Raw genomic sequence first — 25,512 nt, forward strand, 5'->3', positions numbered from 1 at the left:
ATCAGTCGTTGACGCGGCCGAGGTAGTCACCCGTGCGGGTGTCGACCTTGACCTTGGTGCCGGTCTCGAGGAAGAGCGGAACCTGGATCTCGTAGCCGGTCTCGAGAGTCGCGGGCTTGGTGCCGGCCGACGAGCGGTCGCCCTGCAGACCGGGCTCGGTGTAGGTGACCTCGAGCACGACCGAAGCCGGGAGCTCGATGTAGAGCGGGTTGCCGTTGTTCAGCGCGATCTGCACCTGCTGGTTCTCGAGCATGTAGTTCTTCGCGTCGCCGACGGTGACCGCGGGGACGTTGATCTGGTCGTAGTCCTCCTGGTCCATGAAGACGAAGCTGTCGCCGTCGGTGTACAGGTAGGTGAAGTCACGGCGATCGACGTTCTCGATCTCGATCTTCGTGCCGGCGTTGTAGGTCTTGTCGACCGACTTGCCCGTGACGACGTTCTTGAGCTTGGTGCGGACGAACGCGCCGCCCTTGCCCGGCTTGACGTGCTGGAACTCCACGACGCTCCAGAGCTGTCCGTCGATCTTGATGACGACGCCGTTCTTGATGTCTGCGGTGGATGCCATGGTGATGCGGGTCCGTTCGTTCAGAAGTTTCGAGGGCCGGGCGCGGTTGCGCGCAGAGAAGTGGCCGAGAAGCGATTCTATCGGATGCCCTGGATCGGGCGTGCGGAACGCCCGATCCAGGCGCGTTCAGAGCAGCGTGGCGAGCTCGCGCACAGCATCCGCGTAGCCCTCCACTCCCCTGCCGACGACGCGCACGGCGGCCACGTCATCGAGGTACGAGAAGTGCCGGAACTCCTCCCGTGCGTATACGTCGGAGATGTGAACCTCGGCGAACGGCAGGCCGACGCCCGTCAGGGCGTCCCGGAGCGACACCGAGGTGTGCGTGAGGCCGCCCGGGTTGATGACGATCGCCGCGCAGTCGTCCCGCGCCGCGTGGATCGCGTCGATCAGGACCCCCTCGTGATTGCTCTGCAGAGCGCGCAGCTCGTACCCGGCCTCGGCGGCAGCCGATGCGGTGAGCCGCTCGACGTCGGCCAGCGTCGCCGTGCCGTACACGTCGGGCTCGCGGGTGCCGAGCAGGTTGAGGTTCGGGCCGTTGAGCAGCATCATCCGGCGCGTGTCGCTCATCCCGCGATCTCCTGGTAGGCGGCGAACATCAGCGACTCGTCAGGGGCCTGCACGACAGTCGGCTTGGCGATGTCGTCGAGAAGGATGAAGCGCAGCATCCCTCCGCGGGCCTTCTTGTCGCGCTGCATGGTGGCGAGGAGCTGCTGCCAGGCGCCCGCCCGGTAGGTCGTCGGCAGCCCCAGCGACTCGAGCACCGAGCGGTGGCGGTCGGCGCCGGCATCCGACAGGCGTCCTGCGAGACGCGACAGCTCGGCGGCGTACATCATGCCGATCGAGATCGCCGCTCCGTGTCGCCACTGGTAGCGCTCGGCGTGCTCGATGGCGTGTCCCAGTGTGTGCCCGTAGTTGAGGATCTCGCGCAGCCCGGCCTCGCGGAAGTCGTCGGACACGACCTTCGCCTTCATGTCGATCGCGAGCTCGACGGTGCGACGGAACTCGTCGGTCGTCGGGTCGACCGCCCGCTCGGGCGACGCCTCGACGATGTCGAGGATCTCGGGCGCCCAGATGAAGCCGGCCTTGACGACCTCCGCATAGCCTGCGGTCGCCTCGTTGGCGCTCAGCGTCTGCAGCTCGTCGAGGTCGCCGACCACCGCGCGCGGAGCCCAGAACGCGCCGACCATGTTCTTGCCCTCTGCGGTGTTCACGCCGGTCTTGCCGCCCACGGCCGCATCGACCAGGCCGAGCACGGTGGTCGGCACCTGGACGACCTGCACACCGCGGAGCCAGGTCGCGGCGACGAAGCCCGCGACATCGGTGACCGATCCGCCGCCGTATCCGATCACAGCGTCCGTGCGGGTGAAGTCCGCCTGGCCCATGACCTGCCAGCAGAACGCCGCCACCTCGATGCGCTTGCCTGCCTCGGCATCCGGGATCTCGGCCAGCAGCACGTCGAGACCGCCGTCGGCCATCAGCCTCTCGCGAAGGTCGGCCGCGCGCTTGCCGAGCGTCGGCGGGTGCACGACGAGCACTTTCCGGACGGCCGGATCGAGAGCGGTCTTCACGTGGTCGAGGATGTCGCGGCCGACCGTGATCTCGTACGGGGTCTGGCCTGTGACGGTGATGCTGGTCGTGGTCATTGCTGGTTCCTCCTCCAGTCGGCGATCTCCTCCGCCAGTGCGCGCATAGGTCTGCGTGACGTGTCCACGGTCAGGTCGGCGACCTCTTCGTACCAGCCGCGTCGCTGATCGAAGATGGTCCGCCACCTCTCCAACGGGTCATCCTGGCCGGCGAGCAGAGGTCGCCCTGCCCCACCGATCCGCCGTTCGACGGCGTCGGGGCTGACGGTCAGGAACACGACCGGATGCCTGTGCAGCAGTGCCCGGGTGTCGGCATCCATCACGGCTCCCCCGCCGAGGGACACGACGCCGCCCTGTCCGACCGCGGTCGCGACGGCCTCGCGCTCGAGTTCACGGAAGTGCGTCTCCCCGTGCTCGGCGAAGATCACCGGGATGGGACCGTGCTCCGCGGCGACGCGCTTGTCGGTGTCGGTGAACGGCACGTCGAGCAGACGCGCGACCTTCCGGCCCACGCTCGTCTTGCCCGCAGCCATCGGGCCGACCAGCACGAGCGTCAGCGGATGCTCAGACGAGCTCATCATGGGCGAGCAGCGCCGCCTCGGATGCGGGGGCCGTGCGCAGCGCTTCGGGGATCGATGCCAGGTACGACTCGACGTTGCGACGGGTCTCGCGAATGCTGTCGCCGCCGAACTTCTCCAGCAGCGAGTTCGCGATCTCGATGGCGACCATCGCCTCGGCGACCACGCCGGCGGCAGGAACGGCGCAGACATCGGAGCGCTGGTGGTGCGCTGTCGCGGTCTCGCCGGACGCGACGTCGACCGTGCGCAGGGCGCGCGGTACCGTGGCGATCGGCTTCATCCCGGCGCGCACGCGCAGCACCGTGCCGGTGCTCATGCCACCCTCGATGCCGCCGGCGCGATCGGATGCACGGGTGATGCCGCCGTCGCGGGCGAACAGCTCGTCGTGAGCAGCCGAGCCTCGGCGACGAGTGGTCTCGAAGCCGTCGCCGACCTCCACGCCCTTGATCGCCTGGATGCTCATCAGCGCCTGCGCGAGGCGTCCGTCGAGGCGGCGGTCCCAGTGCACATGCGACCCGATCCCCGGAGGAAGGCCGTACGCGAGCACCTCGACGATGCCGCCGAGGGTGTCTCCGTCCTTGCGAGCGGAGTCGACCTCTTCGACCATGCGCGCGGAGGTCGCCGCGTCGAAGCAGCGCAGCGGGTCGGCGTCGAGCGCATCGACGTCGTCCGGAGTCGGCAGCTCTGCATCCGCCGGCGCGTGCACAGGTCCGATGGAGAGGGTGTGGCTGACGAGGCGGATGCCCAGCTCCGAGAGGAATGCGCGCGCCACCGCACCGAGCGCGACGCGGGCCGCCGTCTCGCGAGCGCTCGCGCGTTCGAGGATGGGTCGCGCCTCGTCGAAGTCGTACTTCTGCATGCCGACCAGATCGGCGTGCCCGGGACGGGGCCGCGTGAGCGCCGCTCCCCTGCCACGCGACTTCTCGGTCAGCTCGACAGGCTCCGCGCTCATGACCTCGGTCCACTTCGGCCACTCGGTGTTGCCGATGCGCAGCGCGATGGGGCTGCCGAGAGTGAGGCCGTGACGCACGCCGCTCGAGATCGACAGCTCGTCCTGCTCGAACTTCATGCGTGAACCGCGTCCGTAGCCGAGCTTGCGCCGCTGGAGATCGGCCTGGATCGCCTCGGCCGAGACGGTCACACCGGAGGGCAGGCCCTCCACGATGGCGATGAGTTCGGGGCCGTGCGATTCGCCGGCAGTGAGCACGCGGAGCATTGCTCTAGTCTTCCATGCCCGCAAGGCGCATGATGTCGACTGTGACGGCCTCGTCGGGCAGCTCATGCCGCTGATCGCCTGTGCGGAAGATGCGGATCTGCCGCACAGCCTGGAACAGCAGCATCTCGAAGCCGGAGATGACGTTCGCCTGCGGCCACAGAGCGGCCAGAGCCGAGGGCCACGGCGCGTATGCCGCCTCGAACAGCGTGCCCCCGACCACGGCGAGAGGATGCGCGACGTCAGCATCGAGTACGGTGCCGCTGGGCAGCGTGGCGACGGTGACGTCGACGTCCGACGCGGTCGCCGAGAAGTCCGCGGTCGTCAGTCGGACTCCGAGCGCCTCCGCAGTCGGTCTCAGGCGGTCGACGGCCTCGGGCCGTCTCGCGCGGAATTCGACCTCGGTGGCGCCGAGATCGCTGAGGGCGACGAGGGCGGATGCCGCGGTCGCACCGGCGCCGAGGATGCGCGCCGTCCGCACCCCGGTGACTCCGGCGTGGGTGAACGCGTCGACGATGCCGCCGACATCGGTGTTGAAGCCGCGCAGCGTCTCGCCGAGGAGAAGGGTGTTGACCGCCCCGGTGAGCGCCGCGTGACGGTCGAGCTCGTCGGCTGCGTCGTGCGCGGCCTCCTTGAGGGGCATGGTCAGCGAGAGACCGCGCCACGAGCCGTCGAGAGAGTCCAGTGCCTCACGGAAGCCGTCGCGGCCGATCCGCCGGCGCTCGTACGTCCAGTCCAGCCCCATCCGGGCGTAAGCGGCCAGATGCAGCTGCGGTGAACGGCTGTGCCCGATCGGGTCGCCCCACACCGCCAGGTGGCGGCGATCGGTCATGTCAGCAGCCCTTGTAGTCGGGATTGGCCGAGCACCATTCGGCGAGCCGGTCGATGCCCTTCTGATGCTGCTCGTAGGTCTCGGAGAACTGGGTCTCCCCCGTGCTGAAGTCGACGGTGACGAAGTACAGCCACGGGCCGTCGGCGGGGTGCATGGCGGCGTCGATCGCGGCGTCGCCTGCATTCGCGATCGGCGTCGCCGGCAGGCCCGTGATGACGTACGTGTTCCACGGATTGTCGTCGAACTGCGCCTCCTTCGAGGTGCTGGCCTTTCCTGCGTGCAGCTCGCCGTAGCCGTACTGCGCGGTCGAGTCCATCTGCAGCATCATGCCGTCCTCGACGCGGTTCTGGATGACGCGGGAGACCTTCGGGAAGTCAGGCGTGCGTGCCTCGCGCTCGATGATCGAGGCGATCGTCAGAACACGCTGGGCTTCGGCATCCGGCACCCCGGCCTTCTTCAGCGACTCGCGGGTGCGATCGACCATGGCGGCGATCACGTCCTTCGCGGACGCGCCGGGATCGAAGGTGTAGACGGCGGGGAAGAGCCATCCCTCGAGGTTCTGCGCGTCGACGCCGTAGACCTTCGGGTCCTTCACCGCCGCCTGCAGATCCCCGAGCGGGATGCCGACGCCTTCTGCGATCCGCGGCAGCGAGGAGTCGACCGTGCTGCCCTCAGCGATCCGCACGGCGTTCTCCATGCGGTTCTCCGGATCCTCGAGCGCCTTCAGGGCGTCCTTCGCCGTCATCTTCTGCTGCAGCTTGTAGACGCCGGGGAAGAACGTGGCGTTCGGCTCGTTCTCGATCAGGTAGTCGTAGAAGACACGGTCGGTCTTGGTCACCTTGGCTTCGAAGAGGGCCGTCGACACCGGAGAGCCGGTGTCGCCCTTCTTGATGGTGACGTACGCCTCGCCCGTGGCGAGGCCGGGTTCGTAGTCCTTCGGCTCGCCCCAGCCCATGATGTCGTCGATCTTGTCCTGGTAGGTGCTGTAGACCCAGGCACCGCCCGCCGCGATCCCCCCGCCGATCACGAGCAGGATGATCAGAGCGATCAGGCAGCCGCGTCCCTTGCGCCGGCGCGGGGCCTCGACCGCTGATTCCGGAGCGAACAGAGCGTCGAGCGGGTGGTCGGAGTCGTCCTTCGGCTTCTGCTCAGCTGGAGCGGCCGCGGACGACTCGGCCGCAGCGGCCGGCTGCGCGGCGACGGGCTGCGCAGGCTGCGCGGGTATCTGCCGCGTCTCATCGCCCGCGTGGGGTGCGCGCTGCCGCCCCTCGGGCTCACGAGCGGCCGCCTCGCGGGCTGCGGCCTCACGAAGGGCGCGACGCGAGCCCGGGGCGGGCTCATCTCTCACCTCGCGCTCGGGCAGGGGTGTGGATGCGGTGGGGACGTTGTCGAAGAAGTCCCCGAGGGAACCGGTCGTGCGGTGGTGCGGGTCAGACATCGCGCGGCGGCTCCTGGGGGGCGGGGATCAACGCACCGGCGGGGCGACCGGTGCTCTTCTCGGTGTCGACCGCATGCTGCAACAGCACCACTGCGGCCACCTGGTCGACAATGCTACGAGACTTCTTCTGCGATCGCCCCGAAGCACGCAGTGCCGTGTGTGCGCTGACGGTGCTGAGGCGCTCGTCGACCATCCGCACGTCCAGTCCGGATCGACGCTGCACCTCCTCCGCGAACTGCAGCGCGTCGGTGGTCGAGAGCGTCTCCTCGCCGCGCATGTTCACAGGCAGGCCGACGACGATCTCCAGTGGCTCCCACTCGGCGACGATCTGCATGATGCGATCGATGGATGTCTCCGAGCGGGGCACCGTCTCGACCGGCACCGCGAGCATTCCGTCGGGGTCGCATCGGGACACGCCGACGCGAGCCCTGCCGACGTCGATGCCGATCCGGGTTCCGCGGCGGAAGCCGGTCACGCGCCCGAGAGCTCCGAGACGACAGCCGACAGAGCTGCGTCCAGCGCCGATGGGTCGGTGCCGCCACCCTGGGCGACGTCGTCCTTCCCGCCACCGCCGCCGCCGAGGGTCCCGGCGGCGATGCGCACGAGTGCACCGGCCTTCGCGCCGGCCTGACGCGCTGCGTCGTTGGTCGCGACCACGACGATCGGCCTGCCTGCCACGATGCCGCCGAAGGCGACGACTGCGGCGTCTGAGCCGAGGCGCTCGCGAACGCTCAGCGCGAGCGTGCGGATGTCGTCCGCCGAGCCGACCTCGCCCAGCGACGTGGCCGCCACGCGGTAGCCGCCCGCCTGAGATGCCGCCTCCACCAGCGCGGGCACACGGCCTTCGCGCTCCTTCGCCTCGAACTGCGCGATGCGCTTCTCGGCGGCCTTCAGATTCGCCTGAAGCTCCTCGATGCGGGCGCCGAGCTGGTCGCGGGGCGCCTTGAGCGCGGAAGTCAGCTGCGAGACCACGGTGCGCTCGGCGGCGAGCTCGCGGAAGGCGTCCTGACCGACCAGCGCCTCGATCCGGCGGTTGGAGGCTCCGACCGACGACTCGCCGACCAGGCTGACGAGTCCGATCTCCGAGCTCGTCGACACGTGCGTTCCGGCGCAGAGCTCACGCGACCACGGGCCGCCGATGTCGACCATCCGCACGACATCGCCGTACTTCTCACCGAACAGCGCCATCGCGCCGGCTTCCTTGGCCTCATCGAGCGACACGATGCGGGTGGTCACCTCGAGGGCATCGTTCACCGCGCGGTTAGTGATCTCCTCGATCTCGGAGCGCGTGTCGAGCGACAGCGGCTGCGACCACGAGAAGTCGAAGCGCATGTAGCCGGCGCGGTTGAGCGAACCGGCCTGCGTGGCGGTCTTGCCGAGAGTGTCGCGAAGTGCGGCGTGCACCAGGTGCGTGGCCGAGTGCGCCTGCCGAGCCGCGCGGCGGTTGGCCGCATCCACCACGGTGGTGGCCCGGTCGTCGACCGAGACCGAACCGGAGGCGACGTGCACGGTGTGGCTGATCAGGCCGGGAACGGGACGCTGGACGTCGAGGACGTCCAGCTCGAAACCCGCCCCGACGATGGTTCCCTTGTCGGCCACCTGGCCACCCGACTCGGCGTACAGGGTGGTCTCGGCGAGGATGATCTCGGCGACCTGTCCCTCGGACGCGGTCTGCGTGGGAGCCCCGTCGACGATCAGTCCGAGCACGCGGGACTCGGTCTGCAGGTCGGTGTAGCCGGCGAAGCCGGTCTCACCGAGTGCACGGTACTCGCGGTACACCGAGACATCGGCGAGCTGACGCTTGCGATTGCGGGCGTCGGCCTTGGCGCGATCGCGCTGCTCCTTCATGAGGGAGTCGAACGCCGTGCGATCCACGTCGAGCCCGGCCTCCTCGGCGACCTCGAGTGTCAGATCGATCGGGAAGCCGTACGTGTCGTGCAGGAGGAATGCCTCCGACCCGCTGAGTGTCGCGCCACCGGCCTTCTTCGTGTCGGCCAGAGCGAGATCGAGGATGGTCGAGCCCTGTGCGAGCGTGCGACGGAAGGTCTCCTCCTCCGCGAACGCGGCGGACGACAGGGTCGTCCACTCGGTCTCGAGCACGGGATACGCGGACTTCATCGCGTCCTTCGAGGCCGCGAAGAGCTCAGGAAACGACGGGGCGTCGACGCCGAGCAGGCGCATGGCGCGCACCGTCCTACGCATCAGCCGGCGCAGGATGTAGCCGCGGCCCTCGTTCGAGGGCCGCACGCCGTCGGAGAGCAGCATCAGCGAAGAGCGCACGTGGTCTGCGATGACCCGGAATCGCACGTCGTCCTCGTGCGCGGCACCGTACGTCTTCCCCGAGAGCTCCACGGCACGGTCGAGCACCGGACGGACCTGGTCGGTCTCGTACATGTTCTCGACACCCTGCTTGAGGAACGCGACGCGCTCGAGGCCCATGCCGGTGTCGATGTTCTTCATGGGCAGCTCGCCGACGATGTCGAACTCGGTCTTGCTCCGCACATTCTCGACGAATTCCTGCATGAACACGAGGTTCCAGATCTCGAGGAAGCGGGAGTCGTCGGCGGCGGGTCCGCCGTCCTTGCCGTAGGCCGGTCCTCGATCGAAGAAGATCTCCGAGTCGGGGCCGCCGGGGCCGGGCTGACCGGTGTTCCAGTAGTTGTCTGCGCGTCCGAGACGCTGGATGCGTTCGGGCTTGAGACCGATGATGTCGCGCCAGATGGCCTCCGCCTCGTCATCCGTCTCGTAGACGGTGACCCACAGGTCCTTCTCGTCGAAGCCGAGGCCTCCGTCGGCCTCTGAGGAGGTGAGCAGCTCCCACGCGTAGCGGATCGCGCCTTCCTTGAAGTAGTCGCCGAACGACCAGTTGCCGAGCATCTGGAAGAAGGTGCCGTGACGAGCCGTGCGTCCGACCTCTTCGATGTCGTTGGTGCGGATGCACTTCTGCACATCAGCGATGCGGGGATGCGGCGCGGGCACGACACCGGTGAGGTACGGGATCATCGGCACCATGCCTGCGACGGTGAAGAGCAGCGACGGGTCGTCGCTCACCAGGGATGCCGAGGGGACGATGAGGTGGTCGTTCTTCTCGAAGTAGTCGAGATAGCGCTGCGCGATCTCCGCAGTTTTCATAGAGCTCGTGGCATTCCTTGCGTAGGAGCGCCGCGTCGGTGCGCGCGGCGCGAGAGGGGGATCGTGGTCAGTCTTCGACGGAGTCGGACAGGCGGGCGTCCTGCTGCCGATACGCGTCGCCGATGATGGCTGTGACCTGCGACAGCCTCGCGTCGAGGTCTGCGAAGAGCTCTTGTCCGCGGGGGTCCTTGTTCATGAAGTGGGCGGCGACGAAACCGCCGATCACGCCGATCAGGAGCCAAGACAGTCTCTTCATCGCTCCATCCTACGACGAGAGGCGCCGGGGATTCCCCGGCGCCTCTCGCGTGGATGCTGATATCAGCGGGCTGCGTAGTACTCGACGACGAGCTGCACTTCACAGGTCACGGGGACCTCGGCGCGCTTCGGACGACGGACCAGGCGGGCCTGCAGCTTGTCGAGCTCGACCTCGAGGTAGCCCGGAACCGGGGGCAGGACCTCGGCGTGACCGCCGGCTGCTGCGACCTGGAAAGGCTCGAGAGCCTCGGACTTGGCCTTGACGTGGATGAGCTGACCCGGCTTCACACGGAACGACGGGCGGTCGACGAGCTGACCGTCGACCAGGATGTGACGGTGCACGACCAGCTGGCGGGCCTGCGCGGTCGTGCGGGCGAAGCCGGCGCGCAGCACGAGGGCGTCGAGACGCATCTCGAGCAGCTCGACCAGGTTCTCACCGGTCAGGCCGTCCTTGCGGCGAGCCTCGTTGAACGCGATGCGCAGCTGCTTCTCGCGGATGCCGTACTGCTCGCGCAGACGCTGCTTCTCACGCAGACGGACGGCGTAGTCGCTGTCAGCCTTGCGCTTGGTGCGGCCGTGCTCGCCCGGAGCGTAGGGACGCTTCTCGAGGTAGCGGGCGGCCTTCGGGGTGAGCGGGATTCCCAGCGCGCGGCTGAGACGGACCTTGCGGCGGTCCTGGGACTTCGTGACCACGAAGTGTTCCTTCCGTGACGTGGACGCGTCTTTCGCGCCTCACGGGCGTATCGCCTCGCTTCCTCCTTCTCGTCGCGCACGCCGGGGCGCGTCGGGAAGTGGTGCAGGAGAGAGGGATGCCCGAAAACTCTGTTTCGAGCCGATCCATTCTAACAGACCTGCGGATTCCTCAGCGATCGCCGAGAATCCTGCGGATGCGCTCGAGCCTGGGCGCGATGTCACGTTCGGCGCCGAGGTTCTTCGGCTCGTAGTAGCGGCGCCCGACCAGCTCGTCTGGCAGGTACTGCTGCGGCAGTATGCCTGCATCGCTGTCGTGCGGATAGCGATAGCCCTTGCCGTGGCCCAGGCGCTTCGCACCGGCGTAGTGCGCGTCGCGGAGATGGATCGGCACGCGACCGAAGCCACCGGCGCGGACGTCGGCGATCGCCTGGTTGATGGCCGTGTACGCGGCGTTCGACTTCGCCGTGGTCGCGAGATAGATGGTCGCCTCTGCGAGAGGGATGCGCCCCTCCGGCATCCCGATGAATGCGACCGCATCAGCGGCCGCCGTCGCGATGGTGAGCGCCTGCGGGTCGGCGAGACCGATGTCCTCCGCCGCGGAGATCACCAGCCGCCGGGCGATGAACCGCGGGTCCTCCCCCGCCTCGATCATCCGCGCCAGGTAGTGCACCGCAGCGTCTGGATCGGACCCGCGGATCGACTTGATGAACGCGCTGATCACGTCGTAGTGCTCGTCGCCCTGCCGGTCGTAGCGAAGGAGCGCCCGGTCGACGGCCTGGGCGACGTCCTCATCCGAGACGACGACCTCTTCCCCCTCCTCGTGCTTCGAGATCGCGACCGCGGCCGCAGCCTCGAGCCCGGTGAGGGCGCGACGCCCATCGCCGGAGGCGAGCCGGACCAGTGCCGCCCTGGCGTCGTCGGAGACGGTCACCGTGCCTGCGAGGCCGCGGGCATCCTGGACCGCACGGTCGAGCAGCACGCCGATGTCGTCGTCGGTCAGGGGCTTCAGGGTCAGCAGGAGCGAGCGCGAGAGCAGGGGCGAGATCACCGAGAACGAGGGATTCTCGGTCGTGGCGGCGATGAGGATGACCCATCCGTTCTCCACGCCGGGCAGCAGGGCGTCCTGCTGGGCCTTCGTGAAGCGATGGATCTCGTCGAGGAAGAGGATCGTCGTCTGCCCGTAGAGATCGCGCTGCGTGATCGCCTCCTGCATGACCTCTCGCACGTCCTTGACGCCGGCCGTGATCGCCGACAGCTCGACGAACCGGCGGCCGGACGAGCGGGCGATCGCCTGGGCGAGCGTGGTCTTGCCCGTGCCGGGAGGTCCCCAGAGGATGATCGACACCGCCCCCGGCGCCTTGGCATCAGGGTCGGCGAGAGCGACGATCGGCGAACCCGCCCGCAGCAGATGCTGCTGCCCGGCCACCTCGTCGAGCGAGACCGGTCGCATGCGCACGGCGAGCGGGGTCTGTCCCGACATGAGGGGGGCTGAGGTCATCCCTCCAGGCTAGTCGGGGCCGCAGACACACGGTCGTCGCCGGTAGGCTCGCACACGATCGGATCAGGAGGACGTCCATGGCTGCACGCGGCTCTCGCACCCCTCAGCGCGCACGCACCGAGGCTGAGCGCGCCCGGCTGTACGCCGCCCGGGCTGCGTGGCATGCGAAGGTCCTCGGCCGGCGCCGTCGTGACACGGTCGTCGCCGCCGTCGTCGGCTCGATCATCGTGGCAGGCGCGATCGCGAGTCAGGCGGTGCACGCGCAGGTGACAGCCCCCGAGCCCGCGCCGAGCAGCACATCCGCACCCGTCGACAGTCCGACACCCGCGTTCTCCCCCAGCCCGGAGCCGAGCCCCGGCAGGAGCGTGACTCCGACGCAGACTCCGGGCGAGTGAACTAGGCTGAGCAACGTCCTTTCCCACTCCCGCGGAGCGACCGCGCAAGGAGAACATCGTGTCTGACAACGACGCCCCCACGCCCACCCGTGCCGTGCCCGGTCCGCCCGTCCCGGCACCGCCGCGCAAGCCGATGCCGGCTGCCGCTCCGGCGGCCGCTGCGGCCCCGGCCGTCGCGCCGAGCGCATCGGACGCCGCCGAATGGGGGCGCGTCGCCGAAGACGGCACCGTCGAGGTGCGCGAGGGCGACACCTGGCGCCCGGTCGGTCAGTACCCTGACGGCACGCCCGAAGAGGCGCTGGCCTATTTCGCGCGCAAGTACGACGATCTCGCGGTCAAGCTCGGCACGCTCGAGACCCGTGCGCAGAACGGCGGCGCCTCGGCATCCGATCTCACCAAGCAGGCCACGCACCTGCGCGGCGAGGCCACCGACGCCGCAGCCGTCGGCGACCTCGTGTCGCTGCGTGAGCGCATCGAGGCACTCCTCTCCTCGCTCGCAGAGGCCACCGCACAGGAGTCCGCCGCCGCCAAGGAGGCGATGGATGCCGCGATCGCCGAGCGGACCGTCATCGTGGAGAAGGCCGAGGCCATCGCGGCTCGCGATCTCTCGAAGGTGCAGTGGAAGCAGGTCACCGTCGAGATGACGGAGCTGTTCGACTCATGGCAGGCCCACCAGCAGAACGCGCCGCGCCTGCCGAAGGGCGTGGCCCAGCAGCTCTGGAAGCGATTCCGGGATGCGCGAACCACGGTCGACAAGGCCCGCCGTGCGTTCTTCTCCGAGCTCGACGACGCGCACCGCGCCGCACGCGACGCCAAGGCGCGCCTGGTCGAGCGCGCCGAGGCCCTCGCCCCGCGCGGGGTCGACGGCATCCCGGCGTACCGCGACCTGCTCGATGCCTGGAAGGCGTCCGGCCGAGCCGGCCGCAAGGCTGACGACGCCCTGTGGGCACGCTTCAAGGCGGCCGGCGACGCACTCTACGCGGCCCGCGCAGAGCAGAACGCCGCCGAAGAGGCCGACTCCGCGCCGAAGATCGAGGCTCGCGAGGCCCTGCTCGACGAGGCCAAGGCCGTGGCGGACGAGCCGAACCTGAAGCGTGCTCGCGCTCTGCTGACCCGCATCCAGCGGCAGTGGGATGAGGTCGGACGCATCTTCCCGCGCGAGAAGGAGCGTGCGCTCGATGACCGCATGCGCTCCATCGAGCAGGCGCTGAAGTCCCGCGAGGACGTCGACTGGAAGAAGAACAATCCCGAGACCAAGGCGCGCGCCAACGACATGAGCTCGCAGCTGCTTGAGGCGATCGAGAAGCTCGAGGCCGAACTCGCCGCCGCCGAGAAGTCCGGAGACAAGCGTGCGATCGCGCAGGCGACTGAAGCGCTCGCGGCTCGCCGCTCGTGGCTGAGCGCCCTCGGCGGCTGATCTCGGCTTCAGCGGGTCTATCCACAGTATGAGCCGCGGTGTCCTCGGTGAGGATTCCGCGGCTCATACTGTTGAGCGTGCATCCCGTCCTGTTCTATCGTCCCGGTGAGCGGCTCACCCTCTCCGAGCTGAGCGCGGCGCGCCTCGACGGCCATGTGGTCGAGATCGGCGAGGGATACATGCCGTGCGACACCGTCGAGGGGGCTGGTGCGAGGGCCGTGAGCCTCTCCTCTCTCATGCCGGCAGGGACGGCGCTGAGCGGGGTGAGCGCCGCATGGGTGCACGGCGCCGGTGATCTGCCGCCCGTCGTGCATCACGTGACGCGGATCAGCCGCAGCCGGCAGCGCGTCACCGTCTCAGCGAGGGTCGTGCATCATGAGCGGCTGCTCGGGCCAGACGAGCGGCAGTCGATCGGCGGCGTCTGGGTTCAGACACCGGTCGCGGCGGCCGTGACGCTGCTGTTCGGTTCCGCTCGCAACCGAGAGGATGCGGGCTGGCTGCATGCTCTCGCCGACGTCTCCCCCGGACTGATCGACGATGTGCGAGCACAGGTGCTTCCGCTGGGGCGCAGGCCCGGCGCCCGCCATGCCCAGCGGATGCTGGACGCCTGGCCCGTCAGGACGTCGTGACGCGGTACACGTCGTAGACCGCATCGATACGGCGCACGGCGTTCAGCACGCGATCCAGGTGCACGGAATCACCCATCTCGAACACGAACCGGCTCAGAGCGAGACGCTCATCGGTCGTCGACACCGTCGCCGAGAGGATGTTGACGTGATGCTCGCTGAGAACCCGCGTGACGTCGGAGAGCAGACCAGAGCGGTCGAGTGCCTCGACCTGGATCTGCACGCGGAAGACGCTCTTGGTCGTGGGAGCCCACTCGACCTCGATGAACCTCTCGGGGTCGGAACCCAGCGCCTTCACGTTCACGCAGTCCTGGCGGTGCACCGAGACTCCGCTTCCGCGGGTGACGAACCCGACGATGGGGTCGCCGGGCACCGGCGTGCAGCAGCGTGCGAGCTTCACCAGGATGTCGGAGGCGCCGCGCACGAGCACACCCGAATCGCTTGTGCGGGGCTCGCGAGCGGGTGCCTGGCCAGGGAGCTGGATCGCTCCGGTGCTGGTGTCCTCGTCGGCGGCGACGAGCGCCGTGACCTTCTCGAGCACCGACTGCGTCGAGACATGCCCCTCGCCCACGGCGGCATACAGACCCGAGACGTCCTCGTAGCGCAGCTGACGAGCGACCTCGGCGAAGGACTCCTGGTTCATCAGGCGCTGCAGGGGCAGGTTCTGCTTGCGCATGGCGCGAGCGATCGCCTCTTTGCCCTGCTCGATGGCCTCTTCGCGGCGCTCCTTGGTGAACCACCCGCGGATCTTGTTGCGCGCGCGAGTGCTCTTCACGAAGCTCAGCCAGTCCTGGCTGGGGCCGGCGTCGGGGTTCTTGGAGGTGAAGACCTCGACGACGTCGCCGCTCTTCAGCTCGGTCTCCAGCGGCACGAGACGACCGTTGACCTTCGCACCCATCGTGCGGTGACCGATCTCGGTGTGCACGGCGTAGGCGAAGTCGACGGTGGTCGCACCGGCGGGCAGACCGACGACCCGCCCCTTCGGGGTGAAGACGTACACCTCCTTCGCGCCGATCTCGAAGCGCAGGGAGTCCAGGAACTCGCTGGGGTCGGCCGTCTCGGCCTGCCAGTCGGAGATGTGCGCGAGCCACGCCATGTCGGCGTCGGCGGCCTTGGCGTCCACCTTCCCGCCGTTCATCCGCTCCTTGTACATCCAGTGCGCCGCGACGCCGAATTCGGCCTGCTGGTGCATCTCGTGGGTGCGGATCTGGATCTCGACCGTGCGGCCGGAGGGGCCGATCACCGTCGTGTGAAGCGACTGGTAGAGGTTGAACTTCGGGGTCGCGATGTAGTCCTTGAAGCGTCCGGGCAGCGGAGTCCAACGGGAGTGGATGGCTCCGAGCACGGCGTAGCAGTCGCGCACGGAGTTGACCAGCACGCGGATGCCGATGAGGTCGTAGATGTCGTCGAACTCGCGTCCTCGCACGACCATCTTCTGGTAGACGGAGTACAGCTGCTTCGGCCGGCCAACGACCTTGCCGCGGATGCGCAGCTCGCGCAGGTCCTCGTTGATCGACTCGACGACGTTCTGCAGATACTTCTCGCGCTGGGGCGTGCGCTGGGCGATCAGGCTGTTGATCTCGGCGTAGATCTTGGGGTGCAGCACCGCGAACGAGAGATCCTCGAGCTCGGACTTGATCGTCTGGATACCCAGGCGATGCGCGAGCGGCGCATAGATCTCGAGGGTCTCCTTGGCCTTCCGCGCCGACTTCTCGGGCGGCACGAACCCCCAGGTGCGCGCGTTGTGGAGGCGATCGGCGAGCTTGATAAGCAGCACCCGGATGTCCTTCGACATCGCGACGATCATCTTGCGGACCGTCTCGGCCTGAGCGCTCTCGCCGTACTTGACCTTGTCGAGCTTGGTCACGCCGTCGACGAGCATGGCGACCTCGTCGCCGAACTCGGCCGTCAGCTCGGTGAGCGCGTAGCCGGTGTCCTCCACCGTGTCGTGCAGCAGGGCCGCCGCGATCGCCCGCGGGCCGAGACCCAGCTCGGCGAGGATCTGCGCGACGGCGAGCGGATGCGTGATGTACGGCTCGCCGCTCTGCCGGAACTGACCCTCGTGCTTCTCTCGGGCGACACGGTACGCGCGCTCGATGATCGGCAGATCGCCTCGAGGGTGATTGGCTCGGACGGTGCGGATCAGGTTGTCGAGATCGTTGACCCTGGGCGCACGCGAGAAGATGCGCGGTACCAGCCGGCGCAGGCTCGACACCTGCGTTGTGGTCTGCGAATCCGCCATCTTCTGCTCCCGTCCCCGATCAGATCATCCTACGCGCGACCGGGCGCCTGCCCGACCCCGGGAGGGCCGGTCACACCTTCGCGACAGCGCGGTCTCGTGCCTCGTGCACCTTCGCGTCGTGGGCGACGATGGCGGGCTCCTTCTCGCGGAACAGCGAGTACAGAGGAGCGGCCACGAAGAGCGTCGAGTACGTGGCGACGATGATGCCCACGAAGATCGACAGCGAGATGTCGGTGAGCGTCTCGGCGCCGAACCACAGCGAGCCGATGAACAGGATCGCGCCGACCGGCAGAGCGGCGACGACCGACGTGTTGATCGAGCGGATCAGCGTCTGGTTCACCGCGAGGTTCACCGACTCACCGAACGTGCGGGTGGTCTGATTGACGTCCTCAGTGGTGTTCTCGCGGATCTTGTCGAACACGACCGTGGTGTCGTACAGCGAGTACGCCAGGATCGTGAGGAATCCGATCACGGCCGCAGGTGAGATCTCGAAGCCGGCCAGCGCGTACACGCCCACGGTGATGAGGAGCACGTCGAGCAGACCGATGATGGCTGCGGCCGACATCTTCCAGGTGCGGAAGTAGATCGCCAGGATGAGGAAGGTCAGCGCAAGGAAGATCGCGAGGCCCCACAGAGACTGGCGCGTGACGTTCTCGCCCCAGGCCGGGCCGATGAACGAGTCGGTGATCTCGTCGGCCTTGACGTCGTAGGCCTCGGAGAGAGCCGCCTTGACCTCCTGGGTCTCATCCGGGGTCATCTGGTCGGTCTGCACCCGCACGTCGCGGTCGTTCACCGTGACGACCTTGGCTGCGGCCTCGGGCACGATCGAGCGGACGGCGTCGGTCGCCAGGCTCTGGTCGGTCGACGACGGCGCGAGCACGACGAACTGCGATCCACCGGTGAACTCGATCGAGAACTGCACAGGGCGGATCAGCGGCACGAGCGCCGAGCCGACCACCAGCAGGATGGCGATGACGAACCAGAGGCGACGCTTCCCGACGAACGGGAACGAGGTCTTGCCCGAGTAGAGGTTGTTGCCGAACTCATTCATGGAGAACATCAGGCGTCGGAGTCCTTTCCGGCATCCTTGGATCCTGCGAGGGCCTCTGCGCGCTTGCGCTCGGCGATGGTCTGTCGCTTCTCGGCCTCACCACGGGCGCCCTTGTTGCGCGCGGCGCGTCCCGAGGATCCGGTGCGCACGTCGCGGAACTGCGCTCGCCCGCGATAGACGGCGCCCAGCGCCTCGGGGTCGAGACCCGAGAGCTTGTGGCCGCCCCCGAAGAAGCGCGTGCGTGCGAGCAGCTGCATCACGGGGTGCGTGAAGATCACGAAGATGAACACGTCGATGAGAGTCGTGAGCCCGAGGGTGAACGCGAAGCCCTTGACCGTCGCATCGGCCAGCACGTAGAGCACCACCGCGGCGAGCACGTTGATCGACTTGGAGATGTAGATCGTGCGCTTGGCGCGACCCCAGCCGTCCTCGACAGCGGCCACGATCGACTTGCCGTCTCGCAGCTCGTCTCGTATTCGCTCGAAGTAGACGATGAACGAGTCGGCGGTGAAGCCGATCGACACGATCAGACCGGCGACGCCCGCGAGCGACAGGCGGAAGCCCATCCGCCACGCGAGGATCGCGATGATGATGTAGGTCAGCACACCCATCACGGCGATGGAAGCCATGATCACCCAGCCGAGGGCACGGTAGGTGATCAGGGAATACAGCGCCACGAGGCCGAGACCGATCAGACCCGTGATGAGTCCGATCTGCAGCTGCTGCGAGCCCAGGGTCGCAGAGATCGTGTCGGAGCTCTCGACGGTGAAGCTGAGCGGCAGCGCACCGTAGCGCAGCTGGTCGGCCAGGGCCTTCGCGCTCTCCTGCGTGAAGTTGCCCGAGATGCTCGGCTTGCCGTTGAGGATGACCGCCTGCATGGTCGGTGCGGAGAGCACCTTGCCGTCGAGCACGAACGCGAACTGATCGCGGGGTGCCTGGTTGGCCAGACGATTGGCGTTGAGACGCTGGCTGACCTTGCCGAAGATCTCGGTGCCCTTCGCGTCGAACTCGAGGTTGACGGTCCAGCGCCCGCTCTGCTGCTCGCGCCCGGCTGTCGCGTCGTCGATCACGGTGCCGTCGAGCTCGACCGGTCCGAGCAGGTACTTGGCGCTGCCGTTCTCCTCGCACGCGATGAGGGGCTTGTCTTCGGCGCTGCTCGCATCGACCTCGGCGGAGCAGTCATATGACTGCAGGGCCGCGATCTGCTTCTCCGTGGCCCAGCTCGGGTCCGACTTGTCGGTCGGCGACGGAGAGGGCTCGTCGTTCATCGTCTCGGCCGGCGTCGGGAACGGCGTCTCCTTGCCGTCCTCACCCGCGAACGAGGTCGCGGGGTCCGTGGCCAGGATCACCGGGCGCAGCTCGAGCTTGGCGCTGGCCTGGATGCGATCGCGGGTCGCCTGGTCGGCGACACCGGGGATCTGGACGACGATGTTGCGGCCGCCCTCAGTGGTGATGTCGGCCTCGGCGACACCCGATGCGTCGACGCGCTGGCGGATGATCGCGGCAGCCTGGTTCAGCTGATCCTCTGTCGGTGCAGCACCGTCGGGCGACTCCGCGCCCAGGATGATCTGCGTTCCGCCCTGCAGGTCGAGCGCCAGCTCAGGAGCCCAGGAGCTCGCAGGCTTGCCCGCATCGGTCTTGAAGACGTAGACGCCGAGGGCGTTGATGCCGAACAGCACTGCGGTGACGATGAGCAGGCCGAGGAGGACTCGCCAGGCGTGGCGAGTCGGAGTTGTGGATGCCACTGAGTTCCGCTTTCGAGTGGGGGTGCCGTGCCGGCGAGTCAGTTCTCGTCGTTGCGCTCGAGGCGCGCCTTGGTCTCTTCCGGCGTCTCGACCTTGATCGACTCGATGCCGTCGGTCCTGTCCTGGGCAGGAGCATCTGCAACCGGGGCGACGACGTCAGCAGCTGCCACGTCGGTCTGCTCGTTGTCGTCGACGAGACGGAGGATGGCCTGGCTGTGCACCTCGATGACGACGCCGGGAGCGATCTCGATCTGCGCAGGCTTGTCGAGGTCGACCGGGTCGTATGAGACCACGGTGCCGTAGAGGCCGCCCTGGAGCAGCACCTTGACACCCGGAACCGTCTTGGCTGCCTTCTCCTCCTGCTGCTCCTTCATCATCTTCTGACGCTTGCGGGTGTTCACGAACATGAACACGAGCATCACGCCGAGAAGGCCGAAGAGCATGAGGGACATGGGATCCATAGGGATGGGCCTTTCAAGGAGCGCACGCCGATGAGCGCACAAGGGTTCAGGGAGGCTTCAGCGATTATAGGTCATCGAACAATGCCACACCGTCCGGGTGGGCGATGCCGAGGTGGCGGTAGGCGTCGGGCATGGCGATGCGTCCCCGCGGGGTACGACCGAGGAATCCGATCCGGACGAGGTAGGGCTCGACGACGCTCTCGACCGTCTCGGCTTCCTCGCCAACGGCGACGGCGAGTGTGCTCAGCCCCACCGGACCACCGCGGAAGCGGCGCACCAGCGCATCGAGCACGGCGCGGTCGAGACGATCGAGTCCGATGGCGTCGACGTCGTAGAGATCGAGCGCAGCTCGGACGTCGGTGATCGACGCCGAGCGCCCGCCGCCGCGCACCAGAGCGTAGTCGCGCACACGGCGCAGCAGTCTGTTCGCGATGCGGGGCGTGCCTCGCGAACGCCGCGCGATCTCACTGAGCGAGTCGTCGGGCAGGCGCACCCCGAGGACGCTCGACGAACGGGAGATGACGCGCTCGAGGTCGTCGTCGCCGTAGAACTCGAGATGGCCTGTGAAGCCGAATCGGTCGCGCAGCGGGTTGGGCAGCAGTCCAGAGCGCGTCGTCGCGCCCACCAGCGTGAACGGCGCGAGTTCGAGCGGGATGCTGGTGGCGCCGGCCCCCTTGCCGACCATGATGTCGATGCGGAAGTCCTCCATCGCGAGGTACAGCATCTCCTCGGCGGAGCGCGCCATGCGATGGATCTCGTCGATGAAGAGCACCTCGCCCGGAGTGAGGCTGGAGAGCAGCGCCGCGAGGTCGCCGGCGTGCTGGATCGCGGGGCCGCTCGAGAGCCGCAGGGGCCGCCCGCTCTCATGGGCGACGATCATCGCGAGGGTGGTCTTGCCGAGGCCGGGAGGTCCGGCGAGCAGGATGTGGTCGGCGGGACGTTCCTGGATGCGCGCTGCCTCGAGCAGCAGCTGCAGCTGGCCGCGCACCTTCGGCTGACCGACGAACTCGTCGAGGCTGCTGGGGCGCAGGGCACCCTCGATCGCGAGCTCGGTGTCGTCGAGGGCCTCGCCGGCATCGCGCGAGGAGTCAGCCACGTGTGGCTCCCGGGCCCATGGCGGCGAGCGTGCGGCGCAGCAGCGCCGGCACCGACTCGCGCTCGGCGTCGGTGGCGTCCTCCGCCGACTGCGCTGCAGCCTCGGTCGCGACCTTCTCCGACCAGCCGAGTCCGACCAGAGCCGCGGCGACCTGCTCGACGGTGGCCGCCGCTGGTGCCCCGGCGGGGGCGGATGCCACTCGGGCCTGGACCTTGCCCGCGAGCTGCACGACGATGAGCTTCGCGGTCTTCGGCCCGATCCCCGACACGCGACGGAACGGCGCGTCGTCTTCAGCGGTCACCGCTTCGGCGATCTGATCGACCGTCAGGTGGGAGAGCACGCCGAGGGCGGACTTCGGCCCGACTCCGGTGACGCTCAGCAGCTGGCCGAAGATCTCGAGCTCATCCCGATCGCTGAAGCCGAACAGCGTGAGCGCATCCTCCCGGACGATCAGGCTCGTGTGCAGCCGGAGCTGCTCCCCCACGACGGCCGTGTGAGCGACGTCTCCCGGAACGAACACGGAGAACCCGACTCCGCCTGTCTCGATGACGACGTGCGTGGAGTCGGCGTGCAGCACGGTGCCGCGCAGAGACGAGATCATACGGCCAGCCTATCGGACATATGTTCTAGAGGTGCGGGCGCCGCGCTCTGCCTCGGCCCACGCCCGCTGCGCAGGCGTCAGACCTCCTGTCGCGCCGACAGGAGCGGTACCGCCTCGCCAGGCGTGGCAGAGCGCGATCGCGAGCGCATCGGCGGCATCGGCCGGCTGCGGTGGGGCATCGAGTCGGAGTATCCGCGCGATCATCGACTGCACCTGTCGCTTGTCGGCCGATCCGTATCCCGTGACCGCCGCCTTCACCTCGCTCGGTGTATGGGTGGCGGCAGGCAGACCGGCCTCGGCCGCGATGAGCAGGGCGACTCCGGATGCCTGGGCCGTGGCCATCACCGTCTGGACGTTGTGCTGTGCGAACACCCGCTCGACCGCCACGGCCTGAGGCCGGTGCTCGTCGATCACCGTCCGGATGCCCGCAGCGACCGCGGCGAGGCGGACCGAGAGGTCGGCGTCGACCGGAGTGCGCACGACGCCCACATGCACGAGTGACGCACGCCGCGAGCGGTCGACGTCGACGATCCCGATGCCGCAGCGGGTGAGGCCGGGGTCGATGCCGAGGACGCGCAGAGAGCTCACTCCCCCAGGCTAGGAGGTGCACGAAGGCCCCGGGCGCAGGCGCGCCCGGGGCCTTCGTGCACGGGGACTACTCCTCGTCGTCGCCTTCGAGCTCGGCCTGCACCTCGGGGGTGAGGTCGAAGTTGGCGAAGACGTTCTGCACGTCATCGCTGTCTTCGAGGGCGTCGATCAGGCGGAAGACCTTGCGCGCGGTGTCAGCGTCGATCTCGACCTTGAGGTTCGGGACGAACTCGACGTCGGCCGAGTCGTAGTCGATGCCGGCCTCCTGGAGGCTCGTGCGCACGGCCACGAGATCGGTGGCCTCTGCTATCACCTGGAAGCCGTCGCCATGTGCCTCGACCTCTTCAGCACCCGCCTCGAGCGCCGCCATCATCACGTCGTCCTCGGTCGTGCCCTCGGAGCCGACGACGATGACGCCCTTGCGGGTGAAGTTGTAGGCCACCGAGCCGGGGTCGGCCAGCGTGCCGCCGTTGCGGCTCAGCGCCGTCCGCACCTCTGCGGCGGCGCGGTTCTTGTTGTCTGTCAGACACTCGATCATGAGGGCGACGCCGTTGGGTCCGTAGCCTTCGTACATGATCGACGTGTACTCGACGGCCTCGCCGCCGATGCCGGCGCCGCGCTTGACCGCGCGGTCGATGTTGTCCTTCGGCACCGACATCTTCTTGGCCTTGAGGACGGCGTCGAAGAGGGTCGGGTTGCCCGCCTGGTCGGGTCCGCCGAGCTTGGCCGCGACCTCGATGTTCTTGATGAGCTTCGCCCACGACTTCGCACGGCGCGCGTCGATGACCGCCTTCTTGTGCTTGGTCGTAGCCCACTTGGAATGCCCGGACATATGTCTCCGCTCGTCGTCTCCGCCCGAGAGTCGCCTCCAGGGCGTCGTCCATTCTATCGAATAGCGGGCAGTGCCACCGGCTCGCCGATGGCGGCATCCGGCGACCAGTGCCCCCAGGGCTACCGGCCGACGGCCGCTTCCCGCTCTGCGACGCGCCGCAGGAAGCGCTCGTGGAAGCGAGGCTCTCCCGAGATCTCAGGGTGGAAGCTGATCCCGAGAAGGTTCCCCTGCTCGACCGCGACGACGCTTCCGTCGTCGAGCGATGCGAGGACCGCGGCCTCCGGCCCGACCGACTCGACCACCGGACCACGGATGAATGCGGCATGCACCGGGGTGGGGCCGAGACCGGGGACGGCGACAGGACCTTCGAAGGAGTCCACCTGCCGGCCGAACGCATTGCGGCGCACGGTGACGTCGAGACCGCCGAAGGTCTGCTGCCCGTCGATCGCGTCCACCAGACGGTCCGCGAGCATGATCAGGCCGGCGCAGGTGCCGAACACCGGCATCCCCTCTCGAATCGCCCGCCGGATGGGCTCGGCCAGCCCGAACATGCGCGTGAGCTTGTCGATCACGCTCGACTCGCCGCCGGGAATGACCAGTCCGGCGACGCTCGCGAACTCCTCCGGTCGGCGCACGAGCACGACCTCGGCGCCGAGGCGTCCGAGCATGGCCGCGTGCTCTCGCACGTCACCCTGCAGAGCGAGCACTCCGACGCGCCCGCTGCGGGCCATCATCGACTCCTGTGTCACATCAACTCCGTTCGATCGGCAGCCACAATTCGGTGGTCGCGGTGCTGAAGTCGCCGGCGCGATCCAGCACCGCGACGACAGAGGGCCCGGGGCGCAGGCGCCACGGATGGGAGGGGAACCACTCGGTCGCGGTGGCGGCCCACGTGTCCTGCAGCGCCGCCGGATAGGCGCCCGCCGCCCGGAAGACCGCCCAGACCCCTCCGTCGACGTCGATCGTGTCCAGGTCGGCCGGCACCGATGTCGTCGCGCTCACCGCGACGCCATGGAGGTAGGTGAGCTCACTGCCCTCGGTGCTGTCCGGGTCGACGTCGGCGCTCACCTGCAGGATTCCCGACGGCTCGGCATCACCGAGGCTCTTGAGCCGGGCGTGGGCCTCGACGGGCAGCGACGCGATGTGGGCCTGGATATGGGGATTGGCTCCGCTGTGGATCAGCGGCACGCGCGTTGCGTGGCCGATCAGGCGGAAGGCGTCTCGTTCGACGATGCGGACATCCATAGGGGTGCTCCCTTCTACGGTCAGGCGGAACCTGAGCTGCGGCTGGCTGCGAAGGGGGCCACCGTCACGGCGGACGACACCATGGGCTACGCCGTGCACGGCGCGGAATGCGCGACCGAAGGCCTCGGTCGATCCGTAGCCGTAGCGAACCGCGATCGAGAGCAGGTCCTCGTCGCCCACGACGTCCGCCGCCGCCACGGTCATACGCCGGCGACGGATGTACTCCGAGACCGGCATGCCCGCGAGCGACGAGAACATGCGCCGCACGTGGTAGCCGGTGGTGCCGGTCGCCGAGGCGATGCCGTCGATGTCTAGGTCGTCGCCCAGATGCGACTCGATCTCATCGACGAGGTGGTTGAGGATCTCGATCACGGTGGCTCCCTTCGACATCGAGTCTCCACCGCGTGCGACGTCACGCACCCGACGATCGGGGTCCGATCCTGTCGGATCCGACCCCGACGCCATGTGTCCGTCCGGTGAAGGCCTTACCAGCCGCGCTCGGCGAGACGGTGCGGTGCGGGCAGGTCCGAGACGTTGATGCCGACCATCGCCTCTCCCAGACCGCGCGATGCTTCGGCGATGACCTTCGGGTCATCGTAGAAGGCCGTGGCCTTGACGATCGCCTTGGCGCGGGCGACGGGGTCGCCCGACTTGAAGATGCCCGATCCGACGAACACGCCGTCTGCCCCGAGCTGCATCATCATCGCGGCGTCGGCAGGAGTGGCGACGCCACCGGCGACGAAGAGCACGACAGGCAGCGTGCCGGTCTCGGCGATCTCGGCGACCAGCTCGTAGGGCGCCTGCAGCTCCTTGGCCGCGACGTACAGCTCGTCCTTCGACAGCGCGCCAAGGGCTGCGATCTCGCCGCGGATCTTGCGGATGTGCTTCATCGCCTCGGAGACGTCTCCGGTGCCGGCCTCGCCCTTCGAGCGGATCATCGCCGCACCCTCGGTGATGCGGCGCAGCGCTTCGCCGAGGTGGGTAGCGCCGCAGACGAACGGCACGGTGAAGGGCCACTTGTCGATGTGGTTCACGTAGTCGGCGGGCGAGAGCACCTCGGACTCGTCGATGTAGTCGACGCCGAGCTCCTGCAGCACCTGCGCCTCGACGAAGTGACCGATGCGGGCCTTGGCCATCACGGGGATCGAGACGGAGTCGATGATGCTGTCGATCATGTCGGGGTCGCTCATCCGAGAGACGCCGCCCTGGGCTCGGATGTCCGCCGGGACGCGCTCGAGCGCCATGACGGCGACGGCACCGGCATCTTCCGCGATCTTCGCCTGCTCTGCGGTGACGACGTCCATGATCACGCCGCCCTTGAGCATCTCGGCGAGTCCGCGCTTGACGCGCTGCGATCCGGTGGTCGGGTTCTGGTCAGTGGATGCCATGATCACTCCTCGTTGTGACAATCCGCACTTTGGCCTAT

The 25,512-nt window shown here is 68.4% G+C and carries 26 protein-coding genes; 3 read left to right on the forward strand and 23 right to left on the reverse strand.

Features of this window, described 5'->3' with window-relative positions; all coding sequences use genetic code 11:
• Position 1: 1 nt before the first annotated feature.
• The 12 genes from efp to AB0N59_RS11665 all read right to left on the reverse strand — a co-directional run bounded on the left by efp (position 2) and on the right by AB0N59_RS11665 (position 11,787).
• Positions 2-565, reverse strand: coding sequence for an elongation factor P (gene efp, locus AB0N59_RS11610; RefSeq protein WP_363483151.1), 564 nt, complete (start codon positions 563-565; stop codon positions 2-4).
• 126 nt (positions 566-691) lie between these two features.
• Positions 692-1,132 (reverse strand): type II 3-dehydroquinate dehydratase, encoded by a 441-nt coding sequence (locus tag AB0N59_RS11615; protein WP_363483154.1) that lies wholly within the window; start codon positions 1,130-1,132, stop codon positions 692-694.
• Positions 1,129-2,208: a 3-dehydroquinate synthase gene (aroB, locus tag AB0N59_RS11620; RefSeq protein WP_363483156.1), complete on the reverse strand. Its 1,080-nt coding sequence runs from the start codon at positions 2,206-2,208 to the stop codon at positions 1,129-1,131. The genes AB0N59_RS11615 and aroB overlap by 4 nt, the downstream gene beginning before the upstream one ends.
• Entirely contained in the window at positions 2,205-2,729 is a 525-nt protein-coding gene (locus AB0N59_RS11625) for a shikimate kinase (protein ID WP_363483159.1), read from the reverse strand. The genes aroB and AB0N59_RS11625 overlap by 4 nt, the downstream gene beginning before the upstream one ends.
• The gene (gene aroC, locus AB0N59_RS11630; protein WP_363483162.1) at positions 2,713-3,942 is read right to left on the reverse strand and encodes a chorismate synthase; all 1,230 of its coding nucleotides are present in this window, start codon (positions 3,940-3,942) and stop codon (positions 2,713-2,715) included. Before aroC ends, AB0N59_RS11625 begins: the two co-directional genes overlap by 17 nt.
• Before the next feature lie 4 nt (positions 3,943-3,946).
• Positions 3,947-4,771: a shikimate dehydrogenase gene (locus AB0N59_RS11635; RefSeq protein WP_363483165.1), complete on the reverse strand. Its 825-nt coding sequence runs from the start codon at positions 4,769-4,771 to the stop codon at positions 3,947-3,949.
• 1 nt (position 4,772) lies between these two features.
• A complete protein-coding gene (mltG, locus tag AB0N59_RS11640; RefSeq protein ID WP_363483167.1) occupies positions 4,773-6,209 on the reverse strand; it encodes an endolytic transglycosylase MltG in 1,437 nt (478 codons plus the stop codon).
• Positions 6,202-6,684: a Holliday junction resolvase RuvX gene (gene ruvX, locus AB0N59_RS11645; RefSeq protein ID WP_363483170.1), complete on the reverse strand. Its 483-nt coding sequence runs from the start codon at positions 6,682-6,684 to the stop codon at positions 6,202-6,204. Before ruvX ends, mltG begins: the two co-directional genes overlap by 8 nt.
• Complete coding sequence (gene alaS, locus AB0N59_RS11650; RefSeq protein WP_363483173.1) at positions 6,681-9,341, reverse strand: alanine--tRNA ligase; 2,661 nt, start codon at positions 9,339-9,341, stop codon at positions 6,681-6,683. Before alaS ends, ruvX begins: the two co-directional genes overlap by 4 nt.
• A gap of 67 nt (positions 9,342-9,408) precedes the next feature.
• On the reverse strand, positions 9,409-9,597 hold the full coding sequence (locus AB0N59_RS11655; protein ID WP_363483175.1) for a hypothetical protein: 189 nt from the start codon (positions 9,595-9,597) through the stop codon (positions 9,409-9,411).
• Between the two features lie 62 nt (positions 9,598-9,659).
• Positions 9,660-10,289, reverse strand: coding sequence for a 30S ribosomal protein S4 (gene rpsD, locus AB0N59_RS11660; protein ID WP_099196950.1), 630 nt, complete (start codon positions 10,287-10,289; stop codon positions 9,660-9,662).
• A 169-nt stretch (positions 10,290-10,458) separates the two neighbouring features.
• Positions 10,459-11,787, reverse strand: coding sequence for a replication-associated recombination protein A (locus AB0N59_RS11665; RefSeq protein WP_363483179.1), 1,329 nt, complete (start codon positions 11,785-11,787; stop codon positions 10,459-10,461).
• Positions 11,788-11,864: 77 nt separating this feature from the next.
• On the opposite strand from AB0N59_RS11665, the gene AB0N59_RS11670 reads away from it, so the two are divergent.
• The 3 genes from AB0N59_RS11670 to AB0N59_RS11680 all read left to right on the forward strand — a co-directional run bounded on the left by AB0N59_RS11670 (position 11,865) and on the right by AB0N59_RS11680 (position 14,228).
• Positions 11,865-12,182, forward strand: a complete 318-nt coding sequence (locus AB0N59_RS11670; RefSeq protein WP_363483182.1) for a hypothetical protein — start codon at positions 11,865-11,867, stop codon at positions 12,180-12,182.
• A gap of 133 nt (positions 12,183-12,315) precedes the next feature.
• The gene (locus AB0N59_RS11675; RefSeq protein ID WP_363484219.1) at positions 12,316-13,599 is read left to right on the forward strand and encodes a DUF349 domain-containing protein; all 1,284 of its coding nucleotides are present in this window, start codon (positions 12,316-12,318) and stop codon (positions 13,597-13,599) included.
• Between the two features lie 77 nt (positions 13,600-13,676).
• Complete coding sequence (locus AB0N59_RS11680) at positions 13,677-14,228, forward strand: SAM-dependent methyltransferase (protein ID WP_363483184.1); 552 nt, start codon at positions 13,677-13,679, stop codon at positions 14,226-14,228.
• On the opposite strand, the gene AB0N59_RS11685 is transcribed toward AB0N59_RS11680, so the two are convergent.
• The 11 genes from AB0N59_RS11685 to pdxS form a co-directional block, all read right to left on the reverse strand.
• Positions 14,215-16,467 carry a bifunctional (p)ppGpp synthetase/guanosine-3',5'-bis(diphosphate) 3'-pyrophosphohydrolase gene (locus AB0N59_RS11685; RefSeq protein ID WP_363483187.1) on the reverse strand — a complete coding sequence of 751 codons (2,253 nt, stop codon included), beginning with the start codon at positions 16,465-16,467 and terminating at the stop codon, positions 14,215-14,217. The genes AB0N59_RS11680 and AB0N59_RS11685 overlap by 14 nt on opposite strands.
• Before the next feature lie 70 nt (positions 16,468-16,537).
• Positions 16,538-17,527: a protein translocase subunit SecF gene (secF, locus tag AB0N59_RS11690; protein ID WP_363483190.1), complete on the reverse strand. Its 990-nt coding sequence runs from the start codon at positions 17,525-17,527 to the stop codon at positions 16,538-16,540.
• Positions 17,527-19,263 (reverse strand): protein translocase subunit SecD, encoded by a 1,737-nt coding sequence (gene secD / locus AB0N59_RS11695; RefSeq protein ID WP_363483193.1) that lies wholly within the window; start codon positions 19,261-19,263, stop codon positions 17,527-17,529. Before secD ends, secF begins: the two co-directional genes overlap by 1 nt.
• A 38-nt stretch (positions 19,264-19,301) precedes the next feature.
• Positions 19,302-19,715 (reverse strand): preprotein translocase subunit YajC, encoded by a 414-nt coding sequence (locus AB0N59_RS11700; RefSeq protein WP_363483196.1) that lies wholly within the window; start codon positions 19,713-19,715, stop codon positions 19,302-19,304.
• 73 nt (positions 19,716-19,788) lie between these two features.
• Positions 19,789-20,820 carry a Holliday junction branch migration DNA helicase RuvB gene (gene ruvB / locus AB0N59_RS11705; protein ID WP_363483199.1) on the reverse strand — a complete coding sequence of 344 codons (1,032 nt, stop codon included), beginning with the start codon at positions 20,818-20,820 and terminating at the stop codon, positions 19,789-19,791.
• Complete coding sequence (gene ruvA, locus AB0N59_RS11710; protein ID WP_363483202.1) at positions 20,813-21,421, reverse strand: Holliday junction branch migration protein RuvA; 609 nt, start codon at positions 21,419-21,421, stop codon at positions 20,813-20,815. Before ruvA ends, ruvB begins: the two co-directional genes overlap by 8 nt.
• Before the next feature lie 9 nt (positions 21,422-21,430).
• The gene (ruvC, locus tag AB0N59_RS11715; RefSeq protein ID WP_363483205.1) at positions 21,431-22,009 is read right to left on the reverse strand and encodes a crossover junction endodeoxyribonuclease RuvC; all 579 of its coding nucleotides are present in this window, start codon (positions 22,007-22,009) and stop codon (positions 21,431-21,433) included.
• Positions 22,010-22,076: 67 nt separating this feature from the next.
• Positions 22,077-22,841 carry a YebC/PmpR family DNA-binding transcriptional regulator gene (locus AB0N59_RS11720; protein ID WP_204973676.1) on the reverse strand — a complete coding sequence of 255 codons (765 nt, stop codon included), beginning with the start codon at positions 22,839-22,841 and terminating at the stop codon, positions 22,077-22,079.
• Between the two features lie 119 nt (positions 22,842-22,960).
• Entirely contained in the window at positions 22,961-23,572 is a 612-nt protein-coding gene (gene pdxT, locus AB0N59_RS11725; protein WP_363484222.1) for a pyridoxal 5'-phosphate synthase glutaminase subunit PdxT, read from the reverse strand.
• 19 nt (positions 23,573-23,591) lie between these two features.
• Positions 23,592-24,476, reverse strand: a complete 885-nt coding sequence (locus tag AB0N59_RS11730) for an AraC family transcriptional regulator (protein ID WP_363483209.1) — start codon at positions 24,474-24,476, stop codon at positions 23,592-23,594.
• A gap of 95 nt (positions 24,477-24,571) precedes the next feature.
• Positions 24,572-25,474, reverse strand: coding sequence for a pyridoxal 5'-phosphate synthase lyase subunit PdxS (pdxS, locus tag AB0N59_RS11735; RefSeq protein WP_363483211.1), 903 nt, complete (start codon positions 25,472-25,474; stop codon positions 24,572-24,574).
• Between the last annotated feature and the right edge of the window lie 38 nt (positions 25,475-25,512).

Source organism: Microbacterium sp. NPDC089321 (assembly GCF_040684935.1).
Taxonomy (GTDB): Bacteria; Actinomycetota; Actinomycetes; order Actinomycetales; family Microbacteriaceae; genus Microbacterium.

Excerpts from the sequence above, each read along its gene's own strand:
- efp (WP_363483151.1), bottom strand. The coding sequence starts at position 565 with ATGGCATCCACCGCAGACATCAAGAACGGCGTCGTCATCAAGATCGAC.
- AB0N59_RS11615 (WP_363483154.1), bottom strand. The coding sequence starts at position 1,132 with ATGAGCGACACGCGCCGGATGATGCTGCTCAACGGCCCGAACCTCAAC.
- aroB (WP_363483156.1), bottom strand. The coding sequence starts at position 2,208 with ATGACCACGACCAGCATCACCGTCACAGGCCAGACCCCGTACGAGATC.
- AB0N59_RS11625 (WP_363483159.1), bottom strand. The coding sequence starts at position 2,729 with ATGATGAGCTCGTCTGAGCATCCGCTGACGCTCGTGCTGGTCGGCCCG.
- aroC (WP_363483162.1), bottom strand. The coding sequence starts at position 3,942 with ATGCTCCGCGTGCTCACTGCCGGCGAATCGCACGGCCCCGAACTCATC.
- AB0N59_RS11635 (WP_363483165.1), bottom strand. The coding sequence starts at position 4,771 with ATGACCGATCGCCGCCACCTGGCGGTGTGGGGCGACCCGATCGGGCAC.
- mltG (WP_363483167.1), bottom strand. The coding sequence starts at position 6,209 with ATGTCTGACCCGCACCACCGCACGACCGGTTCCCTCGGGGACTTCTTC.
- alaS (WP_363483173.1), bottom strand. The coding sequence starts at position 9,341 with ATGAAAACTGCGGAGATCGCGCAGCGCTATCTCGACTACTTCGAGAAG.
- AB0N59_RS11655 (WP_363483175.1), bottom strand. The coding sequence starts at position 9,597 with ATGAAGAGACTGTCTTGGCTCCTGATCGGCGTGATCGGCGGTTTCGTC.
- AB0N59_RS11665 (WP_363483179.1), bottom strand. The coding sequence starts at position 11,787 with ATGACCTCAGCCCCCCTCATGTCGGGACAGACCCCGCTCGCCGTGCGC.
- AB0N59_RS11670 (WP_363483182.1), top strand. The coding sequence starts at position 11,865 with ATGGCTGCACGCGGCTCTCGCACCCCTCAGCGCGCACGCACCGAGGCT.
- AB0N59_RS11675 (WP_363484219.1), top strand. The coding sequence starts at position 12,316 with ATGCCGGCTGCCGCTCCGGCGGCCGCTGCGGCCCCGGCCGTCGCGCCG.
- AB0N59_RS11685 (WP_363483187.1), bottom strand. The coding sequence starts at position 16,467 with ATGGCGGATTCGCAGACCACAACGCAGGTGTCGAGCCTGCGCCGGCTG.
- secF (WP_363483190.1), bottom strand. The coding sequence starts at position 17,527 with ATGTTCTCCATGAATGAGTTCGGCAACAACCTCTACTCGGGCAAGACC.
- AB0N59_RS11700 (WP_363483196.1), bottom strand. The coding sequence starts at position 19,715 with ATGTCCCTCATGCTCTTCGGCCTTCTCGGCGTGATGCTCGTGTTCATG.
- ruvA (WP_363483202.1), bottom strand. The coding sequence starts at position 21,421 with ATGATCTCGTCTCTGCGCGGCACCGTGCTGCACGCCGACTCCACGCAC.
- AB0N59_RS11720 (WP_204973676.1), bottom strand. The coding sequence starts at position 22,841 with ATGTCCGGGCATTCCAAGTGGGCTACGACCAAGCACAAGAAGGCGGTC.
- pdxT (WP_363484222.1), bottom strand. The coding sequence starts at position 23,572 with ATGGCCCGCAGCGGGCGCGTCGGAGTGCTCGCTCTGCAGGGTGACGTG.
- AB0N59_RS11730 (WP_363483209.1), bottom strand. The coding sequence starts at position 24,476 with ATGTCGAAGGGAGCCACCGTGATCGAGATCCTCAACCACCTCGTCGAT.
- pdxS (WP_363483211.1), bottom strand. The coding sequence starts at position 25,474 with ATGGCATCCACTGACCAGAACCCGACCACCGGATCGCAGCGCGTCAAG.